This window comes from Streptomyces sp. NPDC045021 (genome assembly GCF_056432645.1).
Window position 1 is genome coordinate 600,761 of the sequence record NZ_JBWKIQ010000001.1, and the last position, 12,667, is coordinate 613,427.

A 12,667-nucleotide genomic window follows, 5' to 3' on the forward strand; every position below is an offset into this window, starting at 1 on the left:
CTCAAGGACGCCGGGGGGAAACCGGCCCGGCAGGTTCCGGAACCGGGACCGGTTCCGGCAGCGCCGGGGGGTGCCAGTCGCCGACACCGGCCACCCCTTTCTGTCCGGCACGCGGTGGCGCGATTCTCAGCTTCACGTTGCGGACCAGCAGCTCCAGGCGCCGCTCGTTCAGCTTCAGCTCTCCCATCCGGCGGGAAGCCTCGACGATCGCCTGCGACCGCGGCCGCCGCAGTTCGTCGTAGTCGGCGAGCGCGCGGGGGATGTCGGCCTCGGCCGCCAGCACGGAGCAGAGCACGGCCGAGTCCTCCAGCGCCTGGCAGGCACCCTGTCCGAGGTCCGAGGTCATGGCGTGGGCGGCGTCGCCGAGCATCACCACGCGGCCCGAGACATAGCTGGGCAGCGGCTGCGCCAGCTCGAAGACGTCGTGGCGCAGCACCCGCTCGGGCGGCGTGGCGGCGATCAGCGCGGGGATCGGGTCATGCCAGGAGCCGAACCGCTCTCGCACCTGCGCGTGTTCGTCGGGGTATCGGACACCTTCGGGAAGATTGGCCACGGCGAACCAGTAGACGCGGTCCGCGGCCAGTGGCATCCGCCCGAACTCCCGGCCGCGGCCCCAGGTGCTGCCGCCCGGCTCGGCGCTGCCGTCGCACCCCTCGGCGATACCCCGCCAGACGCTGTGGCCGCTGTAGACCGGCGGTGGCACCTGCGGCCAGCGGGCGCTCCTGATCCGGCTGAACGTGCCGTCCGCGGCGACCACCATGTCGCCGTGCACGGTCCGCTCGCCGCCCTCGGTCCGGTAGCTGACGCGGGCGCCGTCGGTCACGTCGGCGACCTCGGTGACGTCGGCGCCGGTGTGCAGCGATGCCTCCGGCAGGGCTGCGCGCAGCGTGCCGTGCAGGTCCGGCCGGGGCAGGACGATGATCGACAGTCCGCGCTCGCGCAGGAAGGCCGGCTCGGCCGGCCGTTGCAGCCGCCGCCCGGACGCCGCCCGCAGGCCCTCGCCGCCGGGATCCATGGTCGCCGAGAGGGCGCGTACCGCGTCGCCGACGCCGAGCCGGTCGAGCGCGCGCTGGGCGTTCGTCAGCAGCGAGATACCCGCCCCCGACTCACGCATCCGGTCGGCGCGCTCCAGTACGGTGACGCGCCAGCCGAGCCGGTGCAGCCCGACAGCCGCTGACAGGCCGCCGATGCCGCCGCCCACCACCACGGCATGGCGGCCGGCACCGGCCGATCCGGTCCGATCAGACACTGGACACGCTCGAAGGTGTCTGTCCCCCGTCGACATCAATCTGGATGGACCACTTGGCGATCTTCAACGACATGTCGACGGCCTCGGTCGCGTACTTGACCATTTCCGTCTGGTACTCCGTCACGGCATCGGTCAGTGACTGCTCACCGCGGCTCACCCGGGTCAGTGCCCGGGTGAGTGCGGCCCCGTCGCGCAGCGCGGTGTTGGCACCGACCCCACCGGTGGGAGGCATGGTGTGCACCGCGTCCCCGAGCGGGACCACATTGCCGGGTTCCCAGGGCTCGACCGGCGACGTCGCCCGCAGCGCGACCGGGTGGGTCTCCTCGGGTTCCGCATGGGCGAACACGGCCCGCAGGTCCGGGTGCCAGTTGGTGGTCCGTTCCAGCACCAGCTGCTTGAGCTCCTCGCCGCTCATCGCGAAGAACTTGTCGTCGGACAGCCCCAGGGAATCCTGGTGCACGCTGAAGACCGACATGTAGTAGTCGTCGGTCTTCTCGAATTGCAGTCTTGGCCACAGCCGGGCCGAGGCGTCGTCCGGCTGCTCGCGGAAGACCATGGGCATCAGTCCGAGGTGGTATCCGTCCGAACCGATCACATAGACGAAGCGGTCCTTGAAGGCATCCGGCAACCCGGCAGCAACGGCCTTGGCCCTCGGGGTGCGCGACAGGACACCCCGCACGCCCAGGTCGAGCGCGCGGTCGGCCGGCCGCAACTGGGTGCGCACCGTGGAGTTCACCCCGTCGGCGGCGACCAGCACATCGCCCACGTCCGAGTCGCCGTCGTCGAAGTGCGCCACCACGCGGCCGCCCACCTGCTCGCAGTGGGTGAACCGCTTGCCGAAGCGCACTGTGTCGTCCAGGCCGGCGAGCAGGATCCGGCGCAGCGTCGCCCGGTCCACGGCGTCCACCTTGTCCGGTGAATCTCCGCGCGGATCGCTGAACGTGGGCGCCCACTTCGGTTCGAGGTGCTCGTCGTACGCCGCCAGGCCCTCCTCGCCGCGCTGGTTCGAGGTGGCGCTGAGGAGCTCCTGCAACCGGGGAGGCAGGACCTCTCGCAGCGCCTGCTCCCCGTCGGGGCTGATCCTCAGCCGGTACCCCTGCATCCGGCCCCGGGCGGACTGATCGCGTTCATAGACGGCGACGTCCTCAATACCGGCCTGCTTCAGCCCCTGGGCGAGGCACAGTCCGCCGATGCCACCACCGATGATGATGATCCGAAGCGGCCGGCCCGAATCGCGGGCAGTGTCCATCAACTACTCCTGTTACGAGGTCGGGGCCGGATGCGGGTGTGATGCGGAGGCGCTGGTTGTCAGCGCAGCACCACGTCGGCTATCCGGTCCAGGTGATCGGGATCGGCCGTGACCGACAGCAGCAGCAGCTCGTCACAGCCGTTCGCCGCGTAGGCGTCCACCACTTGGCGCAGCCGGTCTTCCTCAGTGATCGCGCCCGCCGCGAGGTGCTCCGCCACCTTGCCCATGTAGGCGTAGTAGCTGAGCATGTGCTCGGTGGCGAGTTCCTTGCCGCCGGGACCGAGCGACACATAGCAGTTGGCGCCCATCCTCGGCGTACCGGTACGGCCCTCCTCGGCCCACAACTTCGCGAAGTTCGCGACCAGTTCGCCGAACTTGTGCGGCGGTCCACCGGGTGAGATCCAGCCGATGCCGTACTTCGCGGAACGGCGCAGGCCGCCCGGCGAGTGGCCGCCGCCCCAGAACGGGATGTCACCGTTGGTGGGGCGGGGACCGACACCGGGAACCGGTCCCCTGCCCTGCCAGACTTCGCGCATCTCTTCGATCATGGCATCCAGGCGGCGCCCACGCGTCGCGTAGTCGGTTCCGGTCGCCACGTAGTCGTCCTCGCGCATCCCCGCGGAGAGCCCGAGTATGAGCCGCCCGTCGGAGAGCCGGTCCAGACTGGCGAGCTGCTTGGCCAGCTCCACCGGACTGGGCCTGGTGGCGGCCAGCAGAATCGCTGTCACCAGGTTGATCCGCTCGGTGACCGCCGCCGCTGCGGCGAGCGTCACAATGCCCTCGTAGTTGTCGTAGACGACCCGGTCGGTCACCGTCAGGCTGTGAAATCCGAGACGGTCGGCGCGGCGCGCGAACTCGATCAACTGACTACTGTCGGCGCCGTGCACGGCGGTCGGCAGGCAGACCCCGATATCCATGGCGTTCCTCCTCGAGCTCGTGTCCCGTGATTGTGTGAGTGACGGCTGGGGAGCCGGTCGAGCCGCGGTTGACGGCCCTGGGCCGTGTCCTAGACGTGGACGCAGGGTGACTGGTGCGGCCCGATGTTCGGCGGCGCGTCGTGCGGCACCGGGAATCCCAGGAAGTCGTGTCCGGTGTCACCGGCGATGAGGACACCCGCACCGATGGCGGGCGATCCGCACTTCAGCAGGTACCCCAGGGGGCCGGCGCCGGGCCGCACGAACGCCGGGTCCGCGGCGACGGCGTGTGCGTCGACCGTCGGTGCGGAGGTGACGTTGAAGTACAGGTTGTGGTCGAAGGACGCCATCGGGTCGCCGATCGTCGAACCGCCCGGCTTTCCGGAGAAGATGTTGTTGCTGTACGCGACAGCCGTCTCCCCGAAGTTCCCGATCAGCCCGCTCGCGTACTTGGTGTGGATCACATTGTTGTAGAAGCGGACATCCGGCTGCACGCTGCCGCAGCCATTGGTGACCAGCGGGAGTTCGGTGGTGCCGAACAGCGCGCCCCGGTCGTTCTCGCTGACGTTGTAGCGGATGGTCGCCCCGGCGCTCTTCTCACCGGGATTCGTGCACAGCAGCATGAACCCGGCATTGTCGTGGCTGTAGTTGTACTGGTAGAGAACACCGGCAGCCGCGATGTCGACGTCGAAGGCGAAGGCAGGCGGAGAGGAGGAGCCGTGCGACACGTCGTTGTACTGCATCACCGGACGGTCGGAGTTCCACGACCAGATTCCGGCGTGGAAGGCCGTGGCACGCTTCCCGAATCCGTCGATCACATTGCCTTCGACCAGCGGGTCGATGCCGTTCTGTACGACGATTCCGTCACCGCCGAGATCGGACAGCCGGTTGCCTGCGATCCGCACATGGGAGATCGGCACGAAGGTGTTCGTTCCGGACGTGAGCAGCGGACGGAGCGACCATTGGGACGATGTCGCTATTCCGTAGCCGTCGACGCCGGAGACGGTGTTTCCCGTGACCTGGATCCCGTCGAACCCGGTGGCCACGGTGGATCCGGTGGCCTTGAACAGGATGCCCGCACTGTCCTCGTTCGCCGGTCCCGTGGCGTCGATGCCCACCACGTGGTGGACGTTCACGCCGTCGATCACGTAGTGATGGCCGGTGCCGTAATCCTCCAGCAGCACGTAGATCCCGGTGCGCGAGGTGCCGTTGCCGGCTGCCCGGTCGGAGATGTCGAGGTTCCGGAGCTCCCAGTACTGCACGTTGTGCAGGAAGACCACCGCGCGGGCGCCGTCGGCGACGATGGCCGGACGCGCTCCCGAGCCGTACGAGCCGGCGACGATCGGCCGGTTCTCGGTACCGGACCCCTTTGGCGAAAAGGTGCCTTGGCAGGTGGTGCCGCTGCGCAGCAGAATGGAATCACCAGGGTGGAACACCAACGCGTTGACGTGGTCCAGAGTCCGCCATGCCGACCCCTGCGCCGTACCGGCCGCCGCGTCGTTCCCGGCCGCGCAGTCGAGGTAGTACCGCTGGCCGCCCGGCGAATCGGCGGCGGCCGAGGTGCTTGACACACCGAGGGTCATTCCGGCCATCAGGCCGAGAACGAGAGCGAGTACTCTCCGGGCCGGTCTTCTCTCCTGACCCCCGCGACGCGCTCTGTTCGAGCGCCAGGTGATAACCATGCCGTTGCTCCTCGCAGTAACTTTGGCCGAAAATCGTTGTCTCGGCGAGTCTGCGACGGCGCGGTCAACCCTTGCTCAAGAATTGCGTGAACCGGGCGGAAGGTCAGACGCTCCAGGCTTGCAGCCGGAAGGCTGAATCGGCGAAAGCCAGTTCATGCCGTGCGCCGAACAGGAAGTGTTCGGCCAGCGTGGCACGGTCGGCGGGCGAACACTGCTCGCCGAATTCATCGATCATGCTCAGGTAGGCTTCCACGTAGTCGTGGAAACCGCTTTCCGGGCAGTACTGATCGATCCACGCCTCGTACCGCGACCCGGGCACGCACCGTTCCCGCAGATCGCGCGAGACGGCCTGGTGGAACCAGGTCATGGGCAGCAGCCCGCCGAACGCGGCGCCGAACGAGACCGCCGGGGCCGCCAGCATGAAGCAGGTGTGCGCATGGGTCGCGGGACTCACCGCCACGGTCCGCACCGGCCTGCCGAGCTCCGCCGCCAGGGCGGCCAGTTCGCCGTCCATCCTGCCGACCGCGTCCAGGGTGACGCGCGCCGCGCCGCTCATCAGGGCGCTGTGCGCGTCCTGGTCGGCGATCGCGGCCGTGCGGGCCAGCGCCCGCGCATAGGCCGGCACGGCATAGCGCGCGTCCTGCTCCGCGAAGTACCACAGCGAGTCCGCGGACAGCGTGCCCTTGCGCAGACCGTCCCAGAAGGGATGCTCCAACACGGCGGCCAGCACCGGTTTCGCGATCGCCGACAGCTCGTCCCGCAGCATCTCAGCGCCCGCCGGCGGGATGGATGACCTGCCCGTTGACATTGCCGTTCGCCTCGGACGACAGGAAGACGATGAGCCGGGCCACATCGTCCGCGGTGCTCAGACGGCCGCTGGGCGTCTCCCGTACGGCGACCTCCAGCAGCGCCGGGTCCACCGCCTCCAGGCTCTCGGTCAGGGTGCCGCCGGGCGCCACCACATTCGCCAGCACGCCGTCGCCGGTCCACATGAGTCCGCGGACGAATCCGTGCAGGGCCGCCTTGGCGGCGCTGTAGATCTCAGAACCGGGGTTTCCGTGGGTCGCGGTGACCGAGGACAGCAGGACGACCCGGCCCCAGCCGCGTTCCCGCATCCCGCCCAGGGCCTGACGCACCGTCCACAGATGGCCTTCGACGTTCTCCCGGTACTTGGACAGCCAGAAGTCCATCGGGAAGTCCTGGTACTGCGGCATCTCCTGGGGGTTGATCCACTCCCAGGTCTGGGCGTTGGCCACCACCACGTCGACGCCGCCCCACCGGTCCTCGATCGAGCGCACAGCCTGTTCGATCGACTCGGGTACCGCGAGGTCGTAGGGGACCGCGCAGGCCCGGTCCGCTCCGCCGAGTTCCTGGACGAGCTCCTTCGCCGCCACCTCGTTGCTGTGGTAGGTGACCGCGACCCGTGCACCCTCCGCGGCGAACACCCGGGCAGTGGCCCGGCCGATGCCCCGCGTGGCGCCGGTGACCAGCACCCGCTTGTCCGTCAAACCCAGATCCATCTCGAACTCCTGAGGCCGTTACCACAACTCAGCCGTACGGTCCCGCCCGCCGCCCCTGCCGGTCCGGCGCCGCGGGCTCCCCGTACTGGAGCCTGGCACGGATTCCCGGCGCGCGCTCCTAGACCGGCCGGTACTCCAACAGGGCGATGTCGCCCGGGACCGGTTCGTTGGCCGGCGCGAAACCGGCTGCGGCGGTGAGGTGGTTCCATTCCTCGCGACTGCGCTCACGGCCGCCCAGCACGGCGAGGGACTCGACGTCGATCAGCTTGCCGATGTCCCACTCGCCGGGACCGCGCAGCAGGTTCTCCACGATGAGCAGCCGCGCCTCGCCGTTGCCGCCGATGGCCTCCCTGATCCGGCGCAGGATCAGCTCGGCCTTGTCGTCCGACCAGTTGTGCAGCGTGTGCTTGATGAAGTACGCGTCGCAGCCGGCGGGCACCTCGACGAAGAAGTCGGTCGGGACGATCTCGACCCGGTCCGCCAGCCCGTCGTCCGCGAAGGTCTCCTTGGCGTCGGCGACCGTGTGGGCCTGGTCGGCCAGTACGCCGGTGACTCCGGCATGGCGGCGCAGCACCTCGGCCAGGAACTGGCCCCTGCCGCCGCCGACGTCCGCGATCCGGGGAAAGCGCCCGAAGTCGAATTCGGCGAAGATCCGGTCCGTACCGGGATAGTGGTTCTGCTTCATCGCCCGGTCCAGCACCGCGCCGCTGGCCGGATTGGCCTTGGTGTACTCGTAGTACGACATCCCGAAGACGTTGTTGAAGGCCGCTTCGCCGGTGCGGACGCTGTGTGCCACATTCTCGTACGGCCGCCAGAGGGTGGGGTCGGAGGCGAACAGGAACATGTCCCGGATGCCGTCGGTGGCGTCCGAGACGAGGCCCGCCGAGAGGGGCGTCAGTACGAAGCTACCGTCGGTCCGCTCCTCCAACACGCCGGCCGCGGCGACCGCACGCAGCACCCGGTAGAGGGCGTCGGCATCCGTGCCCGTCGTCTCGCTGATCTGCGCCACGGTCCGCGGTCCGTCGGCGAGCGCGTCGGGCACCTTCAGCTCCACCAGCGCCCGCAGCGCCCCGATGACCCACTTGGCGTAGAGGAATCCGAGCACCTGCTGCTGTGGGGGGAGGCTCGCGTCGAACCATCCGGCTGTGCCCTGGGCCCCGGAAGCGCTGTCCTGCGCGGTCATCGACGTCCACCTCTCGTCCGGATCAACGTCCGCACAGGTTCGGGGCTCCGCCTCGAACCTCACTTGAACCACGGTGGAGGCCTGGTGGAACGGCGGGATCTAGCAGGCGTCAAGGTCCCTTCGAACCGGCACCCGCATGCTGCCGACGACTTTCGGAAGACAGACGGCTTTCAGAACACAACTGAGGGAGACACAGATGTGCGGCATCGCCGGCTGGGTGGACTTCGGGCAGGACCTGTCGCAGAAGCGGTCGGTGCTGCAAGCGATGACCGACGCGGTCGCCAAGCGAGGTGTGGACGACCAGGGGCTGTGGGTCAGCAGGCACGCCGCGCTCGGGCACACCCGTACCGCGATCATCGATCTGGCCGACGGCGTGCAGCCGCTCACGGTGGAGGAGGACGGGCGCCCCGTCGCCGTCATCGTCTACAACGGTGAGGTCTACAACTACAAGCAGCTGCGTACCGAGTTGCAGGGGCGCGGCCATCAGTTCCGCACCCGCAGCGACACCGAGGTGGTGCTCCGCTCCTACCTGGAGTGGGGCCCGGACTGTGCCAAGCGGCTGGAGGGGATCTTCGCCTTCGCCATCTGGGACCTGCGCCGCGAGGAACTGCTCCTGGTCCGCGACCGGTTCGGCGTCAAGCCGCTCTTCTACCACCGGCTGCCCGAGGGCGTCCTGTTCGGCTCCGAGCCGAAATCCCTGCTGGCCAACCCGCTGATCCGCCCGGTCGTCGACGCCGACGGCCTGCGGGAGATGTTCGCCGTCGCCAAGAAGCCCGGGCAGGCGGTCTTCCGCGACATGCGCGAGCTGCTGCCCGGCCACACCCTGACCATCGGCAGCGCGGGCGTCGTCGACCGTACCTACTGGGAGCTTGAGGCCCGGCCGCACACCGACACCCTGCAGGAGACCATCACCAACGTCCGCTCGTTGCTGGAGGACATCGTGCTGCGCGAGCTGGTGGCCGACGTGCCGCTGTGCACCGCGCTCTCCGGCGGCCTGGACTCCAGCTCGCTCACCGCGATCGCCGCCCAGTGGCGCTGGAAGCTGGACGGCGCGCGGCTGCGCACCTTCGTGACCACGTTCGACGACTACGCCGAGAAGTTCCAGGCGGACGACGTCCGCTTCTCGCCGGACGAGCCCTTCGCGATCGAGGTCGCGGAGCATCTCTCCTCCGACCACGTCAACATCCGGCTGAGCAGCCACGACCTGATGGACCCGAAGACCCGTCTGGCGGCGCTGCTCGCCCAGGACGCGCCCTCGACGCTCGGCGACATGGACACCTCGAACTACCTCACTTCACGCGAGATCAGGACGCACTCCACGGTGGCACTGGTCGGCGAGGTCGCGGACGAGATCTTCGGCGGATACAACTGGATGTTCAATCCGGAGACCGTGGGCGCCGACGCCTTCCCCTGGGTGGCGCACGAGGCGCTGCAGCCGAGTTCCATGAAGGGACAGGGCCGGGGGCTCTTCGACGACGGGCTGCTGCAGAAGCTGGACATGCGCCGCTACTACACGGACTCCTTCCACGAGGCCGCCGCGGAGGCACCGCACCAGGAGGGCGAGAGCCCCGAGGAGTACCGGATGCGGGAGATCGGCTATCTCACGCTCACCCGGTGGATGCCGATGCTGCTGGACCGCAGCGACCGGCTCTCCATGGCCCACGGCCTCGAACTGCGGGTGCCCTACTGCGACCACCGGCTCGTCGAGTACCTGTACAACACTCCGTGGAGCTTCAAGACCTTCGACGGCCGGGAGAAGGCCATCCTCCGGGCAGCCGTGCGCGATCTGCTGCCGGCGTCCGTGCTGGAGCGCAAGAAGAGCCCGTGGCCGGTCACCCAGGATCCCGCCTACACGGCGATGCTGCACGAGGAACTGACCGCGCTGATCAGCGATCCGAACTCACCGATCCTGCCGTACCTGGACAACAAGGCGGTGGAGCACACGTTGCGCAACCCGGGCGCCGCCAATGACTGGCCGAGCCGGATGCACATCGAGACGGCGCTGCAGTTCAACTCCTGGCTGTCGCACTACAACGTGGAACTGGTGGTCTGACGGACAGCCGATCGCGTTTCCTGCCGCCGTGCCGTCGATCAAGTCGCGGTCCAGTGGCACTCCGGTGCCGTTTTACACCATGGGCCGGAGGCCATGCCCTCACACGGATGCTAAGCAAACGAGGTGAAATCTTGTGGCGCTGACGATTGAAGCTCGGGGACTAGTCAAGCGTTTCGGAAAGAAGACCGCCCTCAACGGACTCGACCTGGAGGTCGAGTCCGGGAGGGTGGTGGCGGTGCTGGGCCCCAACGGGGCCGGGAAGACGACCTTCGTGCGGGCGGTGGCGACCCTCCTCTACCCGGACGAGGGCGAGCTGCGCGTCGTCGGCCACGACACCCGGCGAGAGCCGGAGGCGGTCCGCCGGGCGATCGGCCTCGCCGGCCAGTTCGCCGCCGTGGACCAGGCCATGACCGGCCGGGAGAACCTGGAGCTGGTGGCCCGGCTGTTCGGCCAGCGGGCCAAGCAGGCCCGCGCCAATGCCACCGCCATCCTGGAGCTGTTCGACCTGACCGACGACGCCGACCGGCTGGTGCGCACCTACTCCGGCGGTATGCGGCGCAAACTGGACCTGGGCGCCAGCCTGGTGAGCGCCCCGCGCCTGCTGCTCCTCGACGAACCGACGACCGGGCTGGACCCGCGCAGCCGGCTCGATCTGTGGGACGCGATCGACGCCCTCCTCGAACAGGGCACCGATGTCCTGCTGACCACGCAGTACCTGGACGAGGCCGATCGGCTCGCCAGCCACATCGTGATCATCGATGAGGGGCGCACGGTCGCCTCCGGGACCCCCGCCGAGCTCAAGAGCAGGATCGGTGGCAAGGTCTTCGAGGTCCATGTGCACGACCGCGCGGACCTGCCCAAGGTCGCCGCCGCGCTGGCCCGCGAGAACGGCGCCGAGCCGCAGGTGGACGAGGCGACGCGGTGCGTCAGCGTGGCCGCGGGACCTGGCAACGACGACACGGCCCAGTGGCTGATCGCGGGACTGCGGTCGATCGAGGGAACGGCCGTGGATCTCGCCGACATCAGCGTGCGCGAGCCCAGCCTCGACGAGGTGTTCCTCGCGCTGACATATCAGCGGCCGGAGGAAGAGGTCGGAGCCGACAAGCAGCACGCCCTGTCCGCCGCCGAGTCGGTGTGACCGGATCCGGAAGGATGGAATGCCCATGACGACCGCGGTCGCCACATCACAGAGCAGGGCCGGCCTGCTGACGAGTACGGGGCTCCTGGCGAAACGGACCACGCTGACGTTCTGGCGAAGGACCGAACTCATCGTGCTGAGCGTCCTGCAGATGACGTCGATCATGCTGACCTTCCGCTACATCTTCGGCGGCGCCATCGGCACGAGTCAGGGCCTGGACTACGTCGACTTCTCCGTCCCCGGCTTCATCACCGCCGGAGTGCTCTTCCAGACGCTGGGCACCGCCATCGGGATGGCCGAGGACGTCGAGGGCGGCTTCATCGACCGGCTGCGGTCGATGCCCTTCCCCTCCTCGGCCGTGCTGACCGGCCGGGTGCTGGCGGACACCGGGATCCTGGCGTTCGTCCTGGCGATCACTACAGGGGTCGGTTTCGCAGTGGGCTTCCGGCTGCACGCATCCGTCCTGAGCGGGTTGGCGGCGTTCGCGCTGTGCCTGCTGTTCGGGGTCGCCTTCAGCTGGGTCTTCATCGCCGTCGGGCTGTTCACCGGCAACGTCAAGTCCGCACAAGGCGTGTCGATGGTCGTCTTCATCGTGACCTTTGCATCGAGCGCCTACGTGCCGGTCGGGACCATGCCGGGATGGCTCCAGGCATTCGCCGAGAACCAGCCGGTCACCGTGATGGCCGACGCGGTGCGGGCGCTCACGCTGGGCAGCCACGCCCATGCTCTGCTCGGTCATGACGCCGGGTACTTCGTCTCACGTTCGCTGATCTGGACCGCCGGGATCACGGTTGTCTTCGCTGCCCTGGGCAGCGCCCGTTTCCGGCGCCGCTGAGAACACTGGAGAGCCATATGACGAGCGACACTCCCGCCTCCGCTCCCGAGTCCGCGGAGCTGGACCCACGGATCGTTCATGCGCAACAGGTGTACAGCCGCAGCAGGCTGGGGATCTACGACAAATGGGTGCTGGGGGTGTTCTGCCGTGTGGTGTGGCGCTGCCCGGCCGGAGTCATGCGGCGGCTCTACAACTCCTCCGCCGGCAACCGCCACCTGGACATCGGCCCCGGCACCGGTTACTTCGTGGACAAGTGCCGGTTCCCGACCAAGACGCCGGAACTCACCCTGCTCGACCTCAACTCCGAATGCCTTGACATGTCCGCGGGCCGACTGGCCCGCTACCGGCCGGCGATCTGCCAGGCCAATCTGATGGAACCGCTGCCACTGCCGAGCCGGCACTTCGACTCGGCCGCCATGAACCTCGTGTTCCACACCATCCCCGGCGGCTGGGACACCAAGGGCATCATCCTCAAGCATGTCGCGGAGACCCTCCGGCCCGGTGGTGTGCTGTTCGGCACCACGGTGCTCGCCGAGGGCGTTCCGATGAACAGGCTGACCAGCAAGATGGTGCTGGAGCAGCACCGGCGCGGCAACTTCCAGAACCAGGGGGACGACCCGGCGGGCCTCGAACGGCAGCTGGCGAAGTACTTCCCCGAGTACCGGGTGACGATCCGCGGTGCGGTCGCCATCTTCACCGCGACCGCCGGCTGACCGAAAACAACAAGGAGTCGGGGGCCCCCCCCCCCCGGGGGGGCCGGGGCGGGGGGGGGTGGGCGACGCGGGGCACCGCGCCGCGCCGCCCCCCCCGCCCCTCGCCCCCGCGCGGGAGTGACAGGGGTACG

The 12,667-nt window shown here is 68.9% G+C and carries 11 protein-coding genes; 4 read left to right on the plus strand and 7 right to left on the minus strand.

All coding sequences use genetic code 11. The features are described 5' to 3' along the window. Position 1 precedes the first annotated feature (1 nt). The 7 genes from AC07DC_RS02755 to AC07DC_RS02785 form a co-directional block, all read right to left on the minus strand. Entirely contained in the window at positions 2 to 1,249 is a 1,248-nt protein-coding gene (locus AC07DC_RS02755) for an FAD-dependent monooxygenase (RefSeq protein ID WP_478911188.1), read from the minus strand. Then, complete coding sequence (locus AC07DC_RS02760) at positions 1,242 to 2,498, minus strand: FAD-dependent oxidoreductase (protein ID WP_478911190.1); 1,257 nt, start codon at positions 2,496 to 2,498, stop codon at positions 1,242 to 1,244. The genes AC07DC_RS02755 and AC07DC_RS02760 overlap by 8 nt, the downstream gene beginning before the upstream one ends. Positions 2,499 to 2,557: 59 nt before the next feature. Further along, complete coding sequence (locus tag AC07DC_RS02765; protein WP_478911191.1) at positions 2,558 to 3,415, minus strand: LLM class flavin-dependent oxidoreductase; 858 nt, start codon at positions 3,413 to 3,415, stop codon at positions 2,558 to 2,560. A gap of 89 nt (positions 3,416 to 3,504) precedes the next feature. After that, positions 3,505 to 4,983, minus strand: a complete 1,479-nt coding sequence (locus tag AC07DC_RS02770; protein WP_478911193.1) for a right-handed parallel beta-helix repeat-containing protein — start codon at positions 4,981 to 4,983, stop codon at positions 3,505 to 3,507. A 214-nt stretch (positions 4,984 to 5,197) separates the two neighbouring features. Continuing rightward, positions 5,198 to 5,860 (minus strand): TenA family protein, encoded by a 663-nt coding sequence (locus AC07DC_RS02775; RefSeq protein ID WP_478911195.1) that lies wholly within the window; start codon positions 5,858 to 5,860, stop codon positions 5,198 to 5,200. A gap of 1 nt (position 5,861) precedes the next feature. Then, the gene (locus tag AC07DC_RS02780) at positions 5,862 to 6,614 is read right to left on the minus strand and encodes an SDR family NAD(P)-dependent oxidoreductase (protein WP_138356812.1); all 753 of its coding nucleotides are present in this window, start codon (positions 6,612 to 6,614) and stop codon (positions 5,862 to 5,864) included. A 118-nt stretch (positions 6,615 to 6,732) separates the two neighbouring features. Further along, positions 6,733 to 7,797: a methyltransferase gene (locus AC07DC_RS02785; protein WP_478911197.1), complete on the minus strand. Its 1,065-nt coding sequence runs from the start codon at positions 7,795 to 7,797 to the stop codon at positions 6,733 to 6,735. A gap of 196 nt (positions 7,798 to 7,993) precedes the next feature. Here AC07DC_RS02785 and asnB point away from each other — a divergent pair, with 196 nt between their 5' ends. The 4 genes from asnB to AC07DC_RS02805 all read left to right on the plus strand — a co-directional run bounded on the left by asnB (position 7,994) and on the right by AC07DC_RS02805 (position 12,536). Continuing rightward, positions 7,994 to 9,850, plus strand: coding sequence for an asparagine synthase (glutamine-hydrolyzing) (gene asnB / locus AC07DC_RS02790; RefSeq protein ID WP_164293536.1), 1,857 nt, complete (start codon positions 7,994 to 7,996; stop codon positions 9,848 to 9,850). A gap of 133 nt (positions 9,851 to 9,983) precedes the next feature. Further along, the gene (locus tag AC07DC_RS02795) at positions 9,984 to 10,988 is read left to right on the plus strand and encodes an ATP-binding cassette domain-containing protein (RefSeq protein ID WP_478911200.1); all 1,005 of its coding nucleotides are present in this window, start codon (positions 9,984 to 9,986) and stop codon (positions 10,986 to 10,988) included. Positions 10,989 to 11,013: 25 nt separating this feature from the next. Continuing rightward, the gene (locus AC07DC_RS02800) at positions 11,014 to 11,823 is read left to right on the plus strand and encodes an ABC transporter permease (RefSeq protein WP_138356816.1); all 810 of its coding nucleotides are present in this window, start codon (positions 11,014 to 11,016) and stop codon (positions 11,821 to 11,823) included. Positions 11,824 to 11,840: 17 nt separating this feature from the next. Then, on the plus strand, positions 11,841 to 12,536 hold the full coding sequence (locus AC07DC_RS02805) for a class I SAM-dependent methyltransferase (protein ID WP_138356817.1): 696 nt from the start codon (positions 11,841 to 11,843) through the stop codon (positions 12,534 to 12,536). Positions 12,537 to 12,667 lie beyond the last annotated feature (131 nt).